The organism is Spectribacter acetivorans (assembly GCF_031846305.1).
GTDB classification, from domain to species: Bacteria; Pseudomonadota; Gammaproteobacteria; order Nevskiales; family Salinisphaeraceae; genus Spectribacter; species Spectribacter acetivorans.
In genome coordinates this window covers 192,287-211,458 of the sequence record NZ_JAVRHY010000001.1, presented here as the reverse complement: position 1 = coordinate 211,458, position 19,172 = coordinate 192,287, and the positions used below count along the sequence as shown (strand labels likewise).

Genomic DNA, 19,172 nt, shown 5'->3' with positions numbered 1-19,172 from the left:
CCCCAGGGTGGCTGATGGCGAGGTCGCCGCAGGCACGCGGCAGGACCCATACGCTAGCCAGCCCGTGTTAAGCGGATATGCCCGAACCATGACGAGACGCTTTCAGTTTCGCGGCCCGGCGATGACAGCGTCCGGCCGGGCACGTCCCGGCACGATTCCGGCCCACCGCCATGGCAGACTTGCCGCACCGTGGACGTGCCGCGAACCGGGATGACCCGACACCGCCTGATCCTGATCACGAGCCTGCTCGCCCTGCCTTGCCTGTTGTTCGGGCTCGGCCCACGGGTGCCGATCGACACAACCTTTCGTCCGTCTGCCCTGCCCGCCGATCTGGATGCCTATCTGAGCGAGCGCGAAGCGGCCGTACCCGATCTGGTGCCGGGCACCGGCAAGCGCATCGTCTGGGCCGGCGAAGCGGGCGAACGCACGGACTGGTCGGTGGTGTATCTGCACGGCTTCTCGGGCAGCCGGCAGGAGGCCGCGCCGCTGGCCGATCGCGTGGCCGGGGCGCTGGGGGCGAATCTGTTCTACACCCGTTTTACCGGCCACGGACGCGACGGTGATGCGCTGCTGGAGGGCAGCGTCAACGCCTGGTTGAACGACGCCCACGAGGCGTATCGCATCGGTGAGCGACTGGGCGATCAGGTTCTGCTGATGGGTACCTCGACTGGCGGCACGATTGCTACCTGGCTGGCCACCCGGCCGGAAACGCCGGCCCTGGGCGCGGTGGTGCTGCTATCTCCCAACTTCGGCCTGCCCGACCCCAATGCGGCGGTGCTGACCTGGCCCTGGGGCGGGCTGATCGCGGAACTGGCGATCGGCGAGACCCGCAGCTGGACACCGGAGAATGAACGCCATGCCCGCTACTGGACGCACCGCTACCCGACCCGGGCCCTGCTGCCCATGGCCGGCATGGTGAAGCTGGTCCGGCAAACAGACCTCGCCGCGGCCCGAGTGCCGTTTCTGGTGATCTACTCGCCGAACGACCGGGTGGTCAGCCCGGACGCTACCGAAGCCACGTTTTCGCGTATCGGTGCGAGCCGGAAAAAGCTGGTGCCGTATACCGGGGCCAGCAACCCTGCCCAGCACGTGCTGGCCGGCGACATTCTGGCCCCGGAATCGACCGCGCCGATCGCCGAACTGATCCTGGATTTCGTGCAGACGCCGGCGCATTGAGCGCCCACTCGCCCGCGCCGCTGCCTACAGCCAGCCGGCGAGTTCGGTTTCCAGCACCTGCACCAGGGCGTCGATGTGATCGTCCCGGTCGTTCAGGCAGGGCACATAGGTGAACTGCTCGCCGCCGGCGGCCAGAAAGCTGTCGCGGATTTCCTGCTGGACTTCCTCCAGGGTTTCCACGCAGTCCGACGAAAACGCCGGGGAGATCACGGCGATGTGCTTGTGGCCTGCCCGGGCCAGTTCCGCCACACGGTCCACCGTCGGCGGCCCCACCCATTTCTCCGGTCCGAACTGGGACTGGAACGTCGTTTCAACCGTGTCCGCGGGGAATGCCAGTGCGTCGCGCAGCAGCCGTGTGGTTTTCTGGCAGTGGCAGTGATACGGGTCGCCGTCACGCAGGTAACGCTCCGGCACCCCGTGGTAGCTCGCTACCAGCCGGGTGGGCGGTTGATCGAGGTCGGCGTAGGCATCGCGTACCGAGTTGGCCAGAGCCTGCACGTAGGCGGGGTGCTCGAAGTAGGCCGGCACGGTGCGGATGGCGGGCTGCCATTTCATCCGCATCAGGCTGCGGAAGGCCTGGTCGTTGGCGGTCGCGGTGGTGGGCGAGCCGTACTGGGGATAAAGCGGGAAGAACACGATCCGTTCGCAGCCCTGCTCGCGTAGGCGCTCGAGCACGCTTGGCGTCGAGGGGTTGCCGTAGCGCATGCAGAAGTCCACTTCCACCGCATCTCCGTAACGAGCCGTCAACTGCTCGCGCACCCGCTCGGTCTGCGCGCGGGTGATGGTCAGCAGCGGGCTTTCATCCCGGTCGGTATTCCAGATGCTCTGATAGGCCTTGCCCGAGGAAAACGGTCGCTTGCTGAGAATGACGAGCTGCAGCAACGGCTGCCACTTCCATTTGGCGTAGTCCACCACCCGCTGATCGGACAGGAATTCCCCGAGATACCGGCGCATGGACCAGTAATCGGTGCCGTCCGGGGTGCCCAGATTGGCCAGAACCACCCCCATCTTTGCCGGGGCCACGGCCGGATGATCGGCCGGCGCATGGGTCAGACGCCCGGCACCGGGCCGAGCCTTTTCCATCGTCGAAGTCATGTCTGCTCTTGGTACGAACGCGCGCCAAGTATACTGATCCGGCGTTAAACCCGATGCGCGACCCGTACCGGAGACAGGCCCGATGGAAGCCTCGCGTGCTCATGCTGAAATGCCACTGTCGGTAATCGGAAATCGGCCGACAACTTCCGATGGCGAATGCCGTTCCGGTTATCGCTCAATCAACTGGTAACCAGGCAACAGATGATGCCCAGACGGTGGATCGCGAACCTGCTCCGGCGACCGGCGGTCCGCTACGCGTTGCTCGGGCTTCTTGTGGCGGTGATGGCGGGTCTGTCGCTGCTGGGAGCCTGGAACAGCTATCGCGCCGAAAGCGCCGCGCGGAATCGCCTGATCGATCGGCACGTGTCCGAAATCCGGAACACGATCAATGACCCGATGGTGGATTACAGCCAGGCGCTGCGCGCCGCGGCGGGGCTTTTCCATACCACGTCACCGGTGGACCGGGAGGTATGGAACCGCTTTGCCGATACGCTGGATCTGCGCGCGGCCTACCCCGGTATTCAGGGGATCGGCTTCGCGCGTTTCCTGACAGCCGGGGAAGTCGCGGACTTCGAGCGACGTGTACGCAGTGACGGTTTCCCGGATTTCCGGGTGCACCCCAGAGAACCTGCCCGCGCCGACTTCACCGCGATCGAATATCTCTCACCCCTGGACGAGCGCAACCGTCGTGCGCTGGGCTATGACATGCGGTCGGAACCCACTCGCGCCAAGGCAATGCAGGCCGCCTGGGCAAGCGGCGAACCGGCCTTGTCCGGCCCGGTGACCCTGCGGCAGGAACTCAACCGGAATACCCAGGCCGGCACGCTGCTCTACCTGCCCGTTTATGCCGACGGGGCCGACAGCAAGGGCGCGGACCAGACCCTGACCGGGTTCGTCTACGGCGTCTTCCGCATGGGCGACCTGTTCCAGACCCTGCTGGTCAGACGGCTGGAGGATTTCCACGTCCAGGTATTCGATCAGTCCGGCAGCCTGCTGTTCGACTCCCTGCCCCATGACGCCCCGACGAATACGGTGTCGCGTGCCACCACGGTCACCGTCGGCGGGCGCGAATGGCGGGTCACGATACGCCCCCTGCCTGCCTTCGGGCGTGGCCTCACGGGCGCCTACTGGCTGGTTCTGGTCGCGGGACTGCTGATGACCGGACTCGTCTTTTCGACGCTGTGGAACCTCTTGCGATCGGAACGGCGTGCCTTCGATGCCGCCGGCAAGCTCAGTCGCGCCTATGCCGACTCGGAGAAGCGCCAGCGCGCCATCGTCGAAGCCACGGTGGACGGGATCATCACCGTGGGCGAGCACAACCGGATCACCAGCTTCAGCGCGGGGGCCGAGCGCATTTTCGACCGCCCCGCGCAAACCATGCTGGGTGCCGACATGATCACCCTGTTTCCGCCCGCCGAACACGACCGGATACTCGCGATTGCCCGCGACTTCTTCGCCGGTGGGGGGCCTGAGGGCGGCGCGCTGCGCTTCGAGGCTGACGCGGTGGATGCCCACGGACGGATTTTCCCGGTCAGCATCGCGGTCAATGCCATGAACACCGGCGAAGGCATGCAGGCCGTGGCACTGGTCGCGGATATCTCCGAACGGCGCAAGGCGGAGGCCAGAATCCAGCATCTGGCATTGCACGACTCGCTGACCGGACTGGCCAATCGCCGGCGGATGCAGGAGCAGCTCGAACAGGCCGTAAGGCAGGCCGGTGAATCCGACAGCCAGCTCGCGGTGATGATGATCGACCTGAATCGGCTCAAGCGGATCAACGATGCGCGCGGGCATCACGCCGGCGATGCGCTGCTCCGCCGGGTCGGCGGCCGCTTGCGTCAGGCGATTGCCGACAAGGACTTCGTGGCCCGGATGGGCGGGGACGAATTCGTGGTGCTGGTCCCGGACGCACAGGACGCCACCCGGGTGGGAAAACTGGCCGACGAGCTGCTGTCGCTGATCAGCCAGCCGATGATCATCGACGGCGAGCGGCTATACCCGCGGGCGAGTCTTGGCATCGCCATGTACCCGGAACACGGCCGCGATCCGGAAACGCTGCTGCGTCACGCCGACGCCGCCATGTACAACGCCAAGCGCGACAAGGCCGACAGCCACGTCTGGTTCAGCCAGGCCCAGGCCGACGATGACCCGGATACGCTGCGTCTGGAGACGGACCTGCGGGAGGCGCTCTCCGCCGGTGATCAGCTTTTCCTGCGCTTCCAGCCACAGTTCCGGTTGAGCACGGCGTCATTGATCGGTTTCGAGGCCCTGGTGCGCTGGCAACATCCCGTTCGCGGCGAACTGTCGCCCGCGGATTTCATCGATCTGGCCGAGGATGCCGGCTTGATGACGGCCCTGGGTGACGCCGTCGTCAACCTCGCCTGTCGCGAATTCGCCCGTTTGCGGACAGAGGTCGGCTTGGATCTCCCGGTGGGCGTGAATATTTCGCCGCGCGAGCTGGTGGCCGAGCGCTTCGTGGAGCGCATCGCCGGCTGCCTGGACCAGTACGGCCTGCCGTCGTCGATGCTCACGCTGGAGATCACCGAAAACGTGCTGATCGAGAGCCCGACCATTGCCGCCGAGGCGCTCGCCCGCCTGCGGCGGCGCGGTATACGCATCGCGATTGACGATTTCGGTACCGGCTATGCCAGCCTGTCGTATCTCAACCGCTTCCCGGTGGATGTGCTCAAGATCGACAAGCAGTTCGTGCGCGACATCCTGCTGGACCGTAACGACTGTGCCATCGTCAACGCCATTATCGGCATGGCCCACAACCTGGAGCTGGAAGTGGTGGCGGAGGGTGTGGAAACCGCCGAACAGATGAGTCTGCTGAAGTCGCTGGGCTGCGACACCCTGCAGGGTTATCTGCTCGGCCGCCCCATGCTCGGCAGCGACATCGCCGCGTTCCTGCGCACCGCCGAACGAATTTCGTCCCAGATCGAGGCGGCCTGACGCACCCGCCTATTCCGTGGGCTCGTAACCCAGGTTCGGGCCGATCCAGCGTTCCGCGGTTTCCACGTCCCAGCCCTTGCGCTTGGCGTAGTCCTGCACCTGATCCTTGGCGATGCGGCCGACCACGAAGTAGCGGGATTCCGGGTGACTGAAGTAGAAGCCCGATACCGCCGCCCCGGGCCACATGGCACGGGATTCGGTCAGTTCGATGCCGGTGGTGTTTTCCACGTCCAGCAGCTCCCAGATGTCGTCCTTCTGGGTATGTTCCGGGCAGGCCGGATAGCCGGGCGCCGGGCGGATACCGTCATACTTTTCGGCGATCAGGTCCTCGTTGGGCAGGGCCTCGTTGGCGCTGTGGCCCCAGATTTCGGTGCGCACGTGCTTGTGCAGCCACTCCGCGAAGGATTCGGCCAGGCGGTCGGCCAGCGCTTCCACCATGATCGCGCTGTAGTCGTCGTTGGCGGCCTTGAATTCCTCCACCTTGGCGTTGGAGCCCAGCCCGGCGGTTACGGCAAACCCGCCGACCCAGTCCGGCTTGCCGCTGTCCTGCGGCGCGATGAAATCGGCCAGGCAGCGGTTGGGTACGCCCTCGCGGTGCTCGGCCTGCTGGCGCAGGTTGTGGATCGTGCGCAGGGTCTGCGACCGATCGTCGGACAGCACCGCGATGTCGTCGTCATTCACCGTGGCGGCCGGGAAGATGCCGGCCACGCCATTGGCGGTCAGCCATTTCTCGTCGACGATCTGCTTGAGCATGGCCTGGGCGTCATCGAACAGCTTGCGGGCCTCGGGGCCCTTGTTCGGATCGTTGAGGATGTTGGGATAGCGGCCCTTCATCTCCCAGGACATGAAGAACGGCGTCCAGTCGATGGTCTCGATCAGGATCTCGATCGGGAAATCCTCGAATACGTACATGCCGGACTGGGCGGCGCTGTTCGCGCCCGCGGCCGCCACCGCTTCACCCGCTTCCGCCACCGGCTGGCGCCGGGCGTAGTCGGTGGCCTCGGGCAGCACCGGGTGCGGCGGGTCGTAGTTGTCCCAGTCCAGCTTTACCTTGTTGGCGCGGGCATCGGCCAGCGACAGGAATTTCTGCTGACGTTTGCTGGCGTGGCGCTCGCGCACTTCGTCGTATTCCTTCTTGAGCTCTTCCTGCATCGTCTTGCGCGAATCCGGCAGGGCGAGCTTGGAGGCCACCGGCACCGACCGGCTGGCGTCCTTCACCCACACCACGGGCTGATCGTAGGTGGGGTCGATCTTGACCGCGGTGTGGGCCCGTGACGTGGTGGCCCCGCCGATCATCAGCGGCTGGGTCATGCCGCGCCGCTGCATTTCCTTGGCCACGTTGACCATCTCATCCAGGCTCGGGGTGATCAGGCCGGACAAACCGATGATGTCGGCCTTTTCCTCTTCCGCCGTATCCAGAATCTTCTGCAGCGGCACCATCACGCCCAGGTCAACCACTTCGAAGTTGTTGCACTGGAGCACCACGCCGACGATGTTCTTGCCGATGTCGTGGACGTCGCCCTTGACCGTGGCCATGATGATCTTGCCGTTGTTGCTGCCCTTGTCGGCCTCGGCCTTTTCTTCCTCGATGTAGGGCAGCAGGTGAGCCACGGCCTTCTTCATCACCCGGGCGGATTTCACTACCTGGGGCAGGAACATCTTGCCGTCGCCGAACAGGTCGCCCACCACGTTCATGCCGTCCATCAACGGTCCCTCGATCACGTCGAGCGGCCGGGTGGCGGCCTGGCGAGCTTCCTCGGTGTCGTCAACCACGTAGCTGTCGATGCCCTTGACCAGCGCGTGTTCCAGGCGCTTGTTGACCTCGAACTCGCGCCAGGCCAGGTCTTCCTGGCTGGCCTTTTCCTTGCCGTCGCCCTTGAACTCCTCGGCCATGTCGAGCAGAGCTTCCGTGGCGTCCGGATTCCGGTTGAGCACGACGTCCTCGACCGCCTCGCGCAGTTTCTCCGGAATCTGGTCGTAGACGTCGAGCTGACCGGCGTTGACGATCGCCATGTCCAGACCGGCCGGGATAGCGTGATAGAGAAACACCGAGTGCATTGCCCGACGCACGCCCTCGTTGCCCCGGAACGAGAACGACACGTTCGACAGCCCGCCGGAGACGTGCACGCCCGGGCAGGATTCACGCACCCGCTTGGTGGCATTGATGAAGTCCACCGCGTAGTTGTTGTGTTCCTCGATGCCGGTGGCGATGGCGAAGATGTTGAGGTCGAAGATGATGTCGTGCGGCGGGAAGTCCAGCTTCTCGCGCAGCAGCTTGTAGGCCCGCTCGGCGATTTCCACGCGGCGGTCCTCGTCGTCGGCCTGACCGTCCTCGTCGAAGGCCATGATCACCACCGCGGCGCCGTAGTCGAGGCACAGCTGGGCTTTCTCCAGGAACGCCTCCTCGCCTTCCTTGAGCGAGATCGAGTTGACGATCCCCTTGCCCTGGATGCATTGCAGCCCGATCTCGATCACCTCCCACTTGGAGGAGTCCACCATCACCGGCACCCGGGCAATATCCGGTTCGCCGGCGATCAGGTTGAGGAAATGCCGCATGGCCTCGGCCGAGTCCAGCATCCCCTCGTCCATGTTGACGTCGATGATCTGGGCGCCGTTCTCGACCTGCAGACGGGCGACTTCCAGCGCCTCGTCGTAGCGATCTTCCTTGATCAGGCGGCGGAACTTGGCACTGCCGGTGACATTGGTCCGCTCACCGACGTTGACGAAGATATTGTTACGTTCCATAAACTTTACTTATCCGAAGATTTCGGGAATTTCCAGGAAAGACGTTTAACCGCAGATTGCGCAGATTGACGCAGATTTCAGGTGCGCTAGTCAGGCGGCCGGGATCTCGACAGGACGAGTCGTCTGTGTTGAAGACTGGACTCCCCGAAGTTGATCAGCAACGCGCGCTCAGCACCAGTGGCTTGCAGGTAGTTGATTACCTGCGCCTGTTCATTCCGGGTTATGCGTTCAATAGCCTTGATCTCGACAATGACCTCGTTGTAGCAGATGAAGTCGGCTCGGTACGAGCACGCCAGCGGTTGCCCCTTGTAACGAATGTCGAGCCGGCACTCTTGCTGACAGGGAATATCGCGGGCCTCGAATTCCAGGGCCATGGCTTCCTGGTAAACAGCCTCCAGGAAGCCCGGCCCCAGGACTCGGTGCACTTCCATGGCAGCACCGAGGATTGCGTATGTCTGCGGGTCCCGATGCTCACCCAAAACAATCTGCGCCAATCTGCGAAATCTGCGGTTACCTCTTCTAGCTTCAGGCAGCCGAGATCGTGAACGGCTCCAGCCCCGACAGCCGCATGGCCGGTTTGATGTCCGGTATCTGGCGCGGGCTGGCGCCGGCCACGGCTTCGGCGATGGCACCGATATGTTCGGGCGTCGAGCCGCAGCAGCCGCCGGCGATGTTGAGCAGGCCGGATTCGGCCCATTCGCCGATGTGCTTGGCCATTTCGTCCGGGGCCAGGTCGTACTCGCCGAATTCGTTGGGCAGACCGGCGTTCGGGTAGGCATGGATGTAGCAAGTAGCGATGCGCGACAGCTCGGCCACGTATTCGCGCAGCGCATCCGGCCCCAGGGCGCAGTTCAGGCCCATGGTCATCGGCCGCCCGTGGGCCACCGAGTTGTAGAAGGCTTCGGTGGTCTGGCCGGACAGTGTGCGCCCGGAGGCGTCGGTGATGGTGCCGGAGATCATCAGCGGCACATCCTCGCCGCGCTCGCGCATCAGCTTGCGGAAGGCATACACCGCGGCCTTGGCGTTGAGCGTGTCGAAGATCGTTTCCATCAGGATGATGTCCACGCCGCTGTCCAGCAGTGCCTCGGTGGCTTCACCATAGGCCTGGGCCAGCTCCAGGAAACTGGTGTTGCGCTTGCCGGGGTCGTTCACGTCCGGCGAGATGGAGGCGGTGCGGTTGGTGGGCCCGATCACGCCTGCCACCCAGCGCGGGCGGTCCGCGGTGCTGTACTCGTCGGCCACTTCCCGCGCCAGCGCCGCCGACGCCTGGTTCATTTCCGCCGCCAGCGATTCCATCGAGTAATCCGCCTGGGCGATGGTCGTGGCTGAAAACGTATTCGTGGTGATGATATCCGCGCCCTGCTCGGCATACTGCGCATGGATATCCCGGATCAGGTCCGGCTTGGACAGGGTGAGCAGATCATTGTTGCCCTTGAGATCACTGTCCCAGTCGGCAAATCGCTCGCCGCGGTAGTCGTTCTCGTCCGGATCGTGGTTCTGGATCATGGTGCCCATAGCCCCATCGATCACCAGAATGCGTTCGGCCAGTGCCGCCTTGACGTCGCTCATGACTGTTCTGCTGTCGAAACGTATGCAACAGAGTATATCCGCTTATGCGGATAGGCGAAAAATCCAACGAGCGGCCAGCACACCCTAAAACCGCCGTCAGACCGATCATGGCGGGCGGTCCCGGCGCGCCGAGGGGAGCTTCGCAAGTTGACCCGATGACGTCGCGCGCCTACTGTTCGCGCCCTGCAGGTTCGCTGCCGCCAATGGCGGCGGCGTGAAACGGGAAGCCGGTGCATCGCGATGATGAAATCGCGGCCAGTCCGGCGCTGCCCCCGCAACGGTAGGCGAGTCATGGGTGTCTGCAACCGCCACTGGGCCGGATGGTCCGGGAAGGCGCAGGCCCCGGCAAATAGCCGCTCGCAAGCCCGGAGACCGGCCTGTGGTGATCGATTCTGGCGCTGCGGTGGGCGGCGGTCCGGCTGGCGGTATCCGGGCGCCCCTGCCCGTCCGGCCAACCTGTCCCCGACCCTCCCCGCCCGAACGGTGCGCCGCCGGCGCACCGGCAATACGACGAACAGGGTGGACCCGATGGACACGGACGACAGAACCCGCCGGCACAACGCGGCGATGGAAAAGCAGAAAACCCGCGTCGATGCCGGCATCGAGGCCGCGGACACCGAACGCGGCGTACTGGTGCTGCTTACCGGCAACGGCAAGGGCAAGTCCAGTTCCGCCTTCGGCATGGTGATGCGGGCGCTCGGCTACGGGCACCGGGTGGGGGTGATCCAGTTCATCAAGGGCGTGCAGCTTTCCGGCGAAGAGCTTTATCTGCAACAGCATTGCCCCCATGTGGATTTCCACCAGATGGGGACCGGTTTCACCTGGGACACCCAGGACCGCAGCGGTGATATCGCCGCGGCGCAGGCGACCTGGGCCCTGGCCGAGCCGATGCTGGCCGATCCGGCCTATGATCTGGTGGTGCTGGATGAACTGACCTACATGCTGGGTTACAACTATCTCGACACCACGCAGGTTCTCGAGGCCATCGCCAACCGGCCGCCGGAACAGTCGGTGGTCGTGACCGGGCGTGGTGGCGGCCGCGAACTGCGGGAACTGGCGGATACCGTGTCCGAAGTGAAGGATGTCCGGCACGCCTTCGCCAGCGGCATCAAGGCCCGCCGCGGCGTGGACTACTGACCCGCCGCGATTCCCGATGACCGCCACCACCCTCATGGTCCAGGGCACCGCCAGCGATGCCGGCAAATCCACGCTGGTGGCCGGCCTGGGCCGGGCCTGGTACCGGCGCGGGGTCGCGGTGGCCCCGTTCAAACCGCAGAACATGGCGCTGAACAGCGCCGTGGCGGCCGACGGCGGCGAGATCGCCCGGGCCCAAGCGGTGCAGGCCCAGGCCTGCGGCGTCGCACCCACCACCGACATGAGCCCGGTGCTGATCAAGCCGGCCAGCGACACCGACGCCCAGGTCATCATCCACGGGCGGCCGGTCGGCGACATGTCCGCGGTGGGCTACCAGGCTTACAAGGCCACGGCGATGAAGGCGGTCCTCGAGTCGCACCGTCGTCTTTGCCAGCGTTTCGACCGGGTGCTGGTGGAAGGCGCCGGTAGCCCCGCCGAGATCAACCTGCGCGACAACGACATCGCCAACATGGGTTTCGCCGAAGCCGCCGACTGCCCGGTGCTGCTGGTGGCCGATATCGACAAGGGCGGCGTGTTCGCCCAGATCGTGGGCACGCTGAAACTGGTCTCGCCCTCCGAGCGCGATCGCATCATCGGATTCGTGATCAATCGCTTCCGCGGCGACATCGCCCTGCTCCAGTCCGGCCTGGACTGGCTGGAGGCCCGCACCGGCAAGCCGGTGTTCGGCGTGCTGCCCTATCTTCAGGGGCTGCATCTCGAAGCCGAGGACGCAATCCGCAGCGAACAGCGCCTGGCCTCGGAGACGGCGCTGAACGTGCAGGTGCCGGTGCTGCCGCGCATCAGCAATCACACGGATTTCGATGCCCTGCGGCTGCACCCGGGCGTGAACCTGCAATGGGTCGGACCCGGGCGCGAACCCGGGCCGGCCGATCTGATCATCCTGCCCGGCAGCAAGAACGTGCGGGCCGATCTGACCTGGCTGCGTGACCAGGGCTGGGAGACTCATATCCGGCGCCATCTGCGCTACGGGGGCAAGCTGCTGGGCATCTGCGGCGGGTATCAGATGCTGGGACGGCAGGTGGCCGATCCGCACGGGGTCGAGGGCCAGGCCGGCAGTACCGCCGGTCTGGGACTGCTGGCGCTGGCTACCGAGCTGGGCGAGACCAAGCATCTGCAGAACGTCACCGGCGCACTCGCCGCCGGCGGCGCGGTGTGTGGTTATCGCATCCATTGCGGCCACACCGAGGGCGACGCGCTGGCCAATCCGTTTCTGCAGTTACGGGACGGGCCCGACGGCGCCGTCTCGGCCGACAACCAGATTGCCGGCACTTATCTGCACGGCCTGTTCGATACCGCCGACGGCTGCAACGCCCTGCTGGCCTGGGCCGGTCTGCCCGACGCGGCGGCGGACAGCCAGCACGACATCCGCGAAGCCGAGCTGAACCGTCTGGCTGACGCGATCGAAGCGGCCATCGACCTGGACCGGCTGCCATGACGGGTCTTCGCCTGACCCTGGCGCTGGCGGTGCTGACGCCCGTCAGCCTGATCGTGGCCATCATGGTGGGCGCGGTGTCCCTGCCGGCCACCGAGGTTCTGGGCTCGCTTATCGGCATCGGTGATGACGGCCGCACGGCCCTGATCGTGGAGGCAATCCGCCTGCCGCGGGCGCTGCTTACCGGCCTGGTCGGGGCGCTACTGGCCATCTGCGGGGCGGCCATGCAGGGCCTGTTCCGCAATCCGCTGGCCGACCCCTCGCTGATCGGCGTGACCGCCGGCGCGTCGGTCGGCGCCAGCCTGATGATCGTGTTCGGCGGGACATTGGCCGGCCTGGGCGGGCTGTCGTTGATCTCGCTGGGCGCCTTTGCCGGCGGTGCCGGCGCGGTGGCGCTGGTCTACCGGCTGGCCACCGGGCCCGGTGGTACCTCGGTGGCCACCATGCTGCTGGCCGGCATTGCCATCGCGGCGCTGGCCGGCAGTGCCGGCGGCCTGCTCGAGTTCCATGCCAGCAACGAGATGCTGCGGCGGATCAGCCTGTGGCGGATGGGCGGCCTCGAGGGGGCCAACTGGCCGCGGGTGGGCATCGTCGGGGTGATTGCCGCGGCGGTACTGACCATGCTGCCCCGCCAGGCCGGCGCCCTGAATGCCCTGCTGCTGGGCGAATCGGAAGCCCGGCACCTGGGCATTCCGGTGAATGCGGTGAAGCGCCGGCTGATCCTGCTGACGGCGGCCGGCGTCGGGGTATCGGTGGCGGTGGCTGGGGCCATCACATTCGTGGGTCTGGTGGTGCCGCACATCGTGCGCATGCTGATCGGCCCGGATCACCGCTGGCTGCTGCCGGCCTCGGCGCTCGCCGGGGCCGTGCTGCTGTTGTGGGCGGACATCCTCGCCCGCACGCTGGTGGCACCCACCGAACTGCCGGTCGGCCTGCTCACGGCGCTGCTCGGCGCGCCGTTCTTCATTTCGCTACTGCGCCGCCGCCACGAATACGGCATGACCTGATGACGCTGTCCATTCGTAATCTGGGCCTCGCCATCAACGGCCGCTCGCTGCTCGACGACATATCGCTCGAGGTTGCGCCGGGCGAAGTACTGGGCGTGATCGGGCCGAACGGGGCCGGCAAGACCAGCCTGATCCACGCGGTTATCGGGGATCTGGTCCTGCAGCACGGCGAAGTCCGCTTCGGCAACCTGCCGCTGGCCGACTGGCCGGCTCGCGAGCGCGCCTGCGCGGTGGCGCTGCTGCCGCAATTCTCGACCCTGGGTTTTCCGTTCACGGTGCGTGAAGTGGTGCGACTGGGCCGCGGCCCCCACGCCACCGGTCGGCGGATTGACGAGGCCATTGTCGACGAGGCCTGCGCGGCCACCGATATCGCGCATCTGCGGCAACGGCCCTATACCCATCTGTCCGGCGGCGAGAAGCAGCGGGTGCAGCTGGCGCGGGTGCTGACCCAGATCTGGCGCGCCGAGGATGCGCCCGCACGGCTGTTGCTGCTCGACGAACCGGTGGCGGCGCTGGATATCGGGCATCAGCAGCTGGTGACGCGACAGGTCCGGCGCTTCGCCGATCAGGGCGTGGCGGTGGTCATGATCCAGCACGACATCAGCCTGGCGGCCCGTTGTGCCGACCGCCTGATCGCGCTGCGTGACGGCCGCCATATCGCCGAGGGCCGGCCGGCCGAGGTCGTGACCGAACCCATTCTGCGCCGGCTGTTCGATGCCGACGCCCGGGTGATCGCCCATCCCGACACCGGCACCCCGGTGGTGCTGCATGGTTAGCCGGCGCGGGCTGGCCCTGACCCTGGCGTTCGTCTCCGGCGTCGCCACGGCCGAATCGGCCGTCGTGGTGACGGATTCGATGGACCGCGAGATACGCCTGACCCAGCCGGCCGAGCGCATCATCGCGCTAGCGCCGCATCTGGCGGAAAACCTCTATACCGCCGGTGGCGGCGACCGGCTGGTGGGCACCATGGCGCACAGCGACTACCCGCCCGAGGTGCGCGAGCTGCCCGAGGTGGGCGGCTACGGCGGCATCAGCCTGGAGGCCATCGCCGCACTGGAACCGGATCTGGTGCTGGCCTGGGCCTCCGCACCGGGTGCCTCGGACGCCAGCCTGGCCCGGATGCAGTCGCTGGGCATTCCGGTCTACGTGAACCAGCCGCGAACGCTGGATGATATTGCGCAAACCGTGATCGACCTCGGTCGGCTTGCCGGCACGCCAGCCGCCGCCCGTGACGCCGCCGCAGCGTTCCGCGACGGTCTTTCAGCGCTGCGCCAGCGCTACGCCAACCGCGCACCGGTGACCGTGTTCTACCAGGTCTGGAACGACCCGCTGCAGACCATCGGCAGCAATCACGTGATCGCCGAGGTGCTCGAACTCTGCGGGGCGCGCAACCTGTTTGCCGATACCCGCAGCCTGGCACCGCAAATCAGCCTGGAGGCCGTGCTGGAACGCGATCCGCAAGTGATCGTGGCCGGTGGTGCTGGCTCGGCGCGTCCGCCCTGGCTGGACGACTGGCGGCGCTGGCCATCGCTTCAGGCAGTGCGCGACAACAACCTGGTGCACGTGCCGGCGGATCTGCTGCAGCGTTCCAGCGTACGAATTCTGGAGGGCGCCGGGATTCTCTGCCGCCGGCTGGACGCCGTGCGCGATGACGCCGGCGAGACCGGACAGGCACGATAAATCATGCCCACCCGGTCTGACGCCGTCGGCTGATTCCGCTCAGGGTGCCGCGGTCGCGAAATCGATCCCGCTGGGCAACAGTTCGGTGGCAATGGAGTTGCTGATCAGATCCATGCCCGGCTCCAGCAGGTCGATACGGGGATTGCCAAGATCAGCATTGGCAATCCACAACAGCCCTGCCGGACCCACGGCCAGGTCCCGCAGATCCAGCGACGTCAGGCCGGCGACAGGATCGGGGTCGATCTCACCGGTGGCCGGGTCGAAGCGGCGGAGGTCGGCAATCGTGATGAAGCTGTCGTTGGTGCCCTGGTAGCCGATGAAGTAGCCGTTGTCGTCATCCACCACGGCCACGTCGTCAACGATGCCGGTCTCTTCGGTGGCGGTGACCAGCGTGGAGACTTCGTAAGTGTCGGGGTTGATGACATCCACGCCGGAAAATTCCGTGTTGACCGGAAAGGTATCGCCGGTGTTCTGCACCAGCAGGCCGATGCCCGGCTGGAACTGGATATCAGCCGGGTTGCGGCCGTTCAGCGCGATGCCGTCGCCGCAGGCATCATCCGGCGGCTCGTCCGTGGCAATCGGCTGATTGTTGGCGACATCGAAGACCGCCACGCAGCTGGTGTTGGCCGGATCGAAGGCCGCGTCCAGGCGCTGCAGGGTGATGAACAGGCGTCCGTCCACGATCACGCCGGCGGACATGCGCGGCGCCGGGGCGCCGTCCGGTGTGTAGGCGGACAGGTCCAGCACTTCGTCGGTCCAGAACTCATCTTCGGTGGCTGCCGAGGGGTCGACAATCCAGGCATCCTGCTTGCCGTAGCGCAGCAGATAGGCCTTGGTGTCGCTGGCGAATACCAGTTGATAGGGGTTGGCGGAGCCCTGTTCACCCTGAGCCAGCGCCGAATAGCCGCCCTCGCCCCAGATTTTCGTGTTCGGCTCATCCAGGCTGAACTTGTTGATGCGATCGGCCTGGAACTGCTCGATGCGGTAGAAGTCGCTGCCTTTGGTATCCACGGCGATGCCGGCATCGGTCGCGGTGTTGTCCAGCGGCATGATGGTCATATCGCCCTCCTCGCCGAGATCCACCAACTCGATCTTATTGCTGCCGAAGTCGGTTCCCGACGTGGCGATCACCGCGGTGTCGGCCGTGATTGGTGCGCCACCGCCACCCGCCGATCCGCCGCCGCTGCCCCCGCAGGCGGTGAGTGCCAGGGAAGCCGCCGCCACGGCGATGAGCCGGGCACCCGCGACCCTTGTGGGATCTTTGAATAGATTGGTGTTGTGCATGGTGGAATCTCCCTTCTTGTGGATCAGAATTGCTGTTGCAGCGTCACGAAATAGCTGCGCCCTGGACTCGGGAACCGACTGAAGTCCTGGTAGAGCTCGTCGGTGGCGTTGCTGACTTCCAGGGTCAGTCCGGTCCGGCGTCCGCCCGACCATTCCCGTTCCCAGGCCAGCGTGCCGCCGAGCGTGCGGCGGGCGTCGGCCGGCAGCAGATTGGCGGCGTCGTAGAACAGGCCGTCGTCGTAGCGGTAATCCAGCGCCAGGCGAAAATCGCCCAGCGTCCAGGCGCTGGTGAGCCGCGCGCTGTCGTGGTAAACGCCCGGCAGCTGCTTGCCGTCGCGGTCGGCGATGCCGGGCGAGTCGTTCTCGGAATCCTGGGTGCTGGCGCTGACGGTCAGCGTCCACCAGTCCAGCGGACGATAGCTGGCCTCGAACTCGACGCCGACCACCTCGGCGGCGATGTTGACGAACCGGCCGACGCCCCGGGCGTTGTAGACCGCCACAATCGCCGGGTCGAGGTCGCGCCGGAAACCGGTGAGTTCGACATGACCCCGGCCGTAGGCGGCGCAGGCGCCGATCTCGGCGTTCAGGCCTTCTTCCGCCTCCAGGCCCGCGTTGCCGACGAACAGGCCGCGCTGGCCGAAGCGTTCCAGCAGTGTCGGAATCCGGATCTGCCGGGCGACGTTGGCGTAGAGACCCAGCCATGAGGTTGCGGCCAGGCGCCCGCCGAGCTGCCAGCCGAGATGATCCTCGTCGCTGTCGTCGCTGTCGTCGCGGCGTCCGCCGCCGGCCGTGTCGATATCGTCGAACACGTCGAAGCGGCGCAGCGCGGCTTCGGTCGTAAGGAAACCGCCGGCGCTGCGCCATTCATGACTGAGCGCGGTGACCAGCTTGACTCGCTCGCGCCGCAGGACGCCTTCGGCATCCAGGGCGTCGTCCTGACGCTGCCCGGTATGCGAGGCATCCACCGTCAGGCCGAATACGTGTCCGCCATGCAGCCAGCCCAGACTGCTGTTGCCGCCGATCCGGCGGGTATCCGTCTGCACGTCCTGTCGCCCGACCCCCACCCGGCCGGTCCGGTTCTGATAGCGCTCCTCGATATCCGACCAGACCAGACGGTGGCTCTGGTGCAGGCGGCCGTCGAAGGCGCCGATATCCTCGTAGTGCACCTGCACACGCTGATCGCGGGTATCCAGACGCGCCCGGTTGTCGCGGAAATTCTGGATGGTGGGCACGCCGCGCTCGGTGTCGCGCCATTGCAGCAGCGCATCCAACCGGCGTTCGTCATCCAGCCGGTAGCCCAGCTTGCCGCTCAGCTGATGCTGATCGAAATCGGCGTTGCGGCGGGTGGTGGTGTCGCCGTCGTTCGGGTTGAACCAGGCGGCCTGATTGGGATACGTAAAGTCATTGTCTGCGGCCTGGTGGTCATAGGAGAGCCAGTAGCCGAGATCCCCGTCCCCGCCGCTGTGGAACAGCCCGGCCCGGCGTGCGCCGAATGAACCGGCGCCGAGGGTGGCGCGGGTCACCGGATCACGACCGGTGGCCAGCGACGTCAGCGAGACGACCCCGCCGACGCCGGCTTCCGCGAAGCGCGCCGGCGGGCTGCCGGGATAGGTGCGGATGCGGGCGATGTCGGCCAGCGAGAACAGACCGAGATCCACGCCGCCGGTGACCGGATCGTTGAGCCGCATGCCGTCCAGATAGACCTGGACCTGCTTGCTGGACGACCCCCGGATGGAGATGGCCGCGGGACTGCCCAGCCCCCCGGTCCGACGAATCTGCACGCCCGTCTCGCCGTCGAGCACGCCGGCCAGATCGGTAATGCGGTTGGCGAAGCGCTCGCGCTCGATGGTTCGCACCGCGCCCGTGCGCTGCGCCGCTTCCGTGGTGTCGGCGGCGTTGAGCGGGCCGGCGCCGACCTCGATCGGCGCCAGTTCGGCGGTGTCGGAATCAGCGGCCAGGAGTGCGCCGCTCGCGGCCCACAGCCCTGCCAGCATGCAGCCGGCCGCCAGCGCCCTGCCCGGCGCGGTGTGCGTTCGAATCATCTTGTCCCCGGATAACACCACCCGCGCTGCGCCATGGCCCGGCGCGGGCGTTCCTGTTGCAAACAGCTATCAGAGGGACGGCAAGAAAGGTATGCCCCACGCCATCGCCCACCGCAATGACGTTGATAGCCGATGGCAGGCCGGTCTCCGGGCTCTCGACCGCGGGGTCGATTACCGTTGCGGGGGCAGCGTTGGTTTCGCACCAACTTCCCGTTTGCTTTTCCGTTTATCCGCGCCGCTCGGGGCGCGGCGGAAACACCTGCCACGGTTAAGTCTTGATCTTCCCCTAGTCTAGGAGGCCTCGCGCCGAAGTCAAACTGCACGCAGTAAACTTCCGACTCATGACGATGAGCAGAGCCGGCCGCCGGTGCCGGCACAAGGGGAAAACCGCATGACCCTGGACGCGGCCGGCGCGGCCACGCTGGTGCTGACGATGGCGCTGCTTTCCGTCGTACCCGGCCCGGCCGACGCAGCGATTCTGGCCCGCTCGATCAGCCTTGGCTGGCGCCACGGGATGGTTATGGTCCTGGGTATCGTCGCGGCCGATGCCGTGCTGATCGCGGTAGCGCTGGGCGGGCTGGCGATGGTGGCCGACGCCCACGCCGGACTATTCACGCTGATCCGCTACGGTTGCGGCGCGGTGCTTGTGGTCATGGGCATCCGGGCCTGGCTTGCTTCACCATCGACATCCGCCGGCCGCGACGGGGGCGCTCGGCTGGCCGGCTTTGGCACCGGTTTTCTGCTGACCCTGACCGACCCTACCGCGCTGGTGTTCTATTTCGGGCTGATGCCGGCGGTGCTGTCGGTGGATCAGGCTGGTGTCGCCGACGGTCTGCTGGTGCTGGCGCTCGCCACCGGGGTGATCCTGGCGGTGAAATCGGTGTACGTACTGGCCGCCGAGCGCGCCCGTCGCTGGCTGAGCGCCCCCCACGCACGGGTCACGCTCAACCGTCTGGCCGCGCTGCTGCTGGTTGGACTCGGGGTATTCGTGGTCGCGGGGTAGTCATCCGTTGCCGGTCATCGGACAATGCGCGA

12 protein-coding genes, 2 pseudogenes and 2 riboswitches are annotated in these 19,172 nt (G+C 66.4%); of the genes and pseudogenes, 8 read left to right on the top strand and 6 right to left on the bottom strand.

Annotated elements, in window-relative coordinates; all coding sequences use genetic code 11:
* The first annotated feature begins 210 nt into the window (after positions 1–210).
* The gene (locus tag RM531_RS00975; RefSeq protein WP_311656604.1) at positions 211–1,176 is read left to right on the top strand and encodes an alpha/beta hydrolase; all 966 of its coding nucleotides are present in this window, start codon (positions 211–213) and stop codon (positions 1,174–1,176) included.
* 24 nt (positions 1,177–1,200) lie between these two features.
* Here the strand turns inward: RM531_RS00975 and hemH are convergent, their stop codons facing one another.
* Positions 1,201–2,271, bottom strand: coding sequence for a ferrochelatase (gene hemH / locus RM531_RS00970; protein WP_311656602.1), 1,071 nt, complete (start codon positions 2,269–2,271; stop codon positions 1,201–1,203).
* Positions 2,272–2,475: 204 nt separating this feature from the next.
* On the opposite strand from hemH, the gene RM531_RS00965 reads away from it, so the two are divergent.
* Positions 2,476–5,223: a bifunctional diguanylate cyclase/phosphodiesterase gene (locus RM531_RS00965; RefSeq protein ID WP_311656601.1), complete on the top strand. Its 2,748-nt coding sequence runs from the start codon at positions 2,476–2,478 to the stop codon at positions 5,221–5,223.
* Between the two features lie 9 nt (positions 5,224–5,232).
* On the opposite strand, the pseudogene metH reads toward RM531_RS00965, so the two are convergent.
* The 3 genes and pseudogenes from metH to RM531_RS00950 all read right to left on the bottom strand — a co-directional run.
* A pseudogene (gene metH, locus RM531_RS00960) lies at positions 5,233–7,968 on the bottom strand (methionine synthase); the annotation flags it as partial.
* An 86-nt stretch (positions 7,969–8,054) separates the two neighbouring features.
* Complete coding sequence (locus RM531_RS00955; RefSeq protein WP_311656599.1) at positions 8,055–8,462, bottom strand: GxxExxY protein; 408 nt, start codon at positions 8,460–8,462, stop codon at positions 8,055–8,057.
* 40 nt (positions 8,463–8,502) lie between these two features.
* A pseudogene (locus RM531_RS00950) lies at positions 8,503–9,537 on the bottom strand (homocysteine S-methyltransferase family protein); the annotation flags it as partial.
* Positions 9,538–9,707: 170 nt separating this feature from the next.
* Positions 9,708–9,932: riboswitch (cobalamin riboswitch) on the top strand.
* Positions 9,933–10,065: 133 nt separating this feature from the next.
* On the opposite strand from RM531_RS00950, the gene cobO reads away from it, so the two are divergent.
* The 5 genes from cobO to RM531_RS00925 are packed head-to-tail and all read left to right on the top strand — an operon-like array spanning position 10,066 to position 14,811.
* Complete coding sequence (gene cobO, locus RM531_RS00945) at positions 10,066–10,674, top strand: cob(I)yrinic acid a,c-diamide adenosyltransferase (protein WP_311656597.1); 609 nt, start codon at positions 10,066–10,068, stop codon at positions 10,672–10,674.
* A 16-nt stretch (positions 10,675–10,690) separates the two neighbouring features.
* A complete protein-coding gene (locus tag RM531_RS00940; protein WP_311656595.1) occupies positions 10,691–12,127 on the top strand; it encodes a cobyric acid synthase in 1,437 nt (478 codons plus the stop codon).
* Entirely contained in the window at positions 12,124–13,131 is a 1,008-nt protein-coding gene (locus tag RM531_RS00935; protein ID WP_311656593.1) for a FecCD family ABC transporter permease, read from the top strand. Before RM531_RS00940 ends, RM531_RS00935 begins: the two co-directional genes overlap by 4 nt.
* Positions 13,131–13,907: a heme ABC transporter ATP-binding protein gene (locus RM531_RS00930; RefSeq protein WP_311656591.1), complete on the top strand. Its 777-nt coding sequence runs from the start codon at positions 13,131–13,133 to the stop codon at positions 13,905–13,907. The genes RM531_RS00935 and RM531_RS00930 overlap by 1 nt, the downstream gene beginning before the upstream one ends.
* Entirely contained in the window at positions 13,900–14,811 is a 912-nt protein-coding gene (locus tag RM531_RS00925) for a cobalamin-binding protein (RefSeq protein ID WP_311656590.1), read from the top strand. The genes RM531_RS00930 and RM531_RS00925 overlap by 8 nt, the downstream gene beginning before the upstream one ends.
* A gap of 39 nt (positions 14,812–14,850) precedes the next feature.
* Here RM531_RS00925 and RM531_RS00920 read toward each other — a convergent pair whose 3' ends face one another.
* Positions 14,851–16,095 (bottom strand): hypothetical protein, encoded by a 1,245-nt coding sequence (locus RM531_RS00920; RefSeq protein ID WP_311656588.1) that lies wholly within the window; start codon positions 16,093–16,095, stop codon positions 14,851–14,853.
* Between the two features lie 23 nt (positions 16,096–16,118).
* Positions 16,119–18,137, bottom strand: a complete 2,019-nt coding sequence (locus RM531_RS00915) for a TonB-dependent receptor (RefSeq protein WP_311656587.1) — start codon at positions 18,135–18,137, stop codon at positions 16,119–16,121.
* A gap of 121 nt (positions 18,138–18,258) precedes the next feature.
* A riboswitch (cobalamin riboswitch) is annotated at positions 18,259–18,415 on the bottom strand.
* Between the two features lie 113 nt (positions 18,416–18,528).
* Here RM531_RS00915 and RM531_RS00910 point away from each other — a divergent pair.
* Entirely contained in the window at positions 18,529–19,140 is a 612-nt protein-coding gene (locus RM531_RS00910; RefSeq protein WP_311656586.1) for a LysE family translocator, read from the top strand.
* Positions 19,141–19,172: the final 32 nt, after the last annotated feature.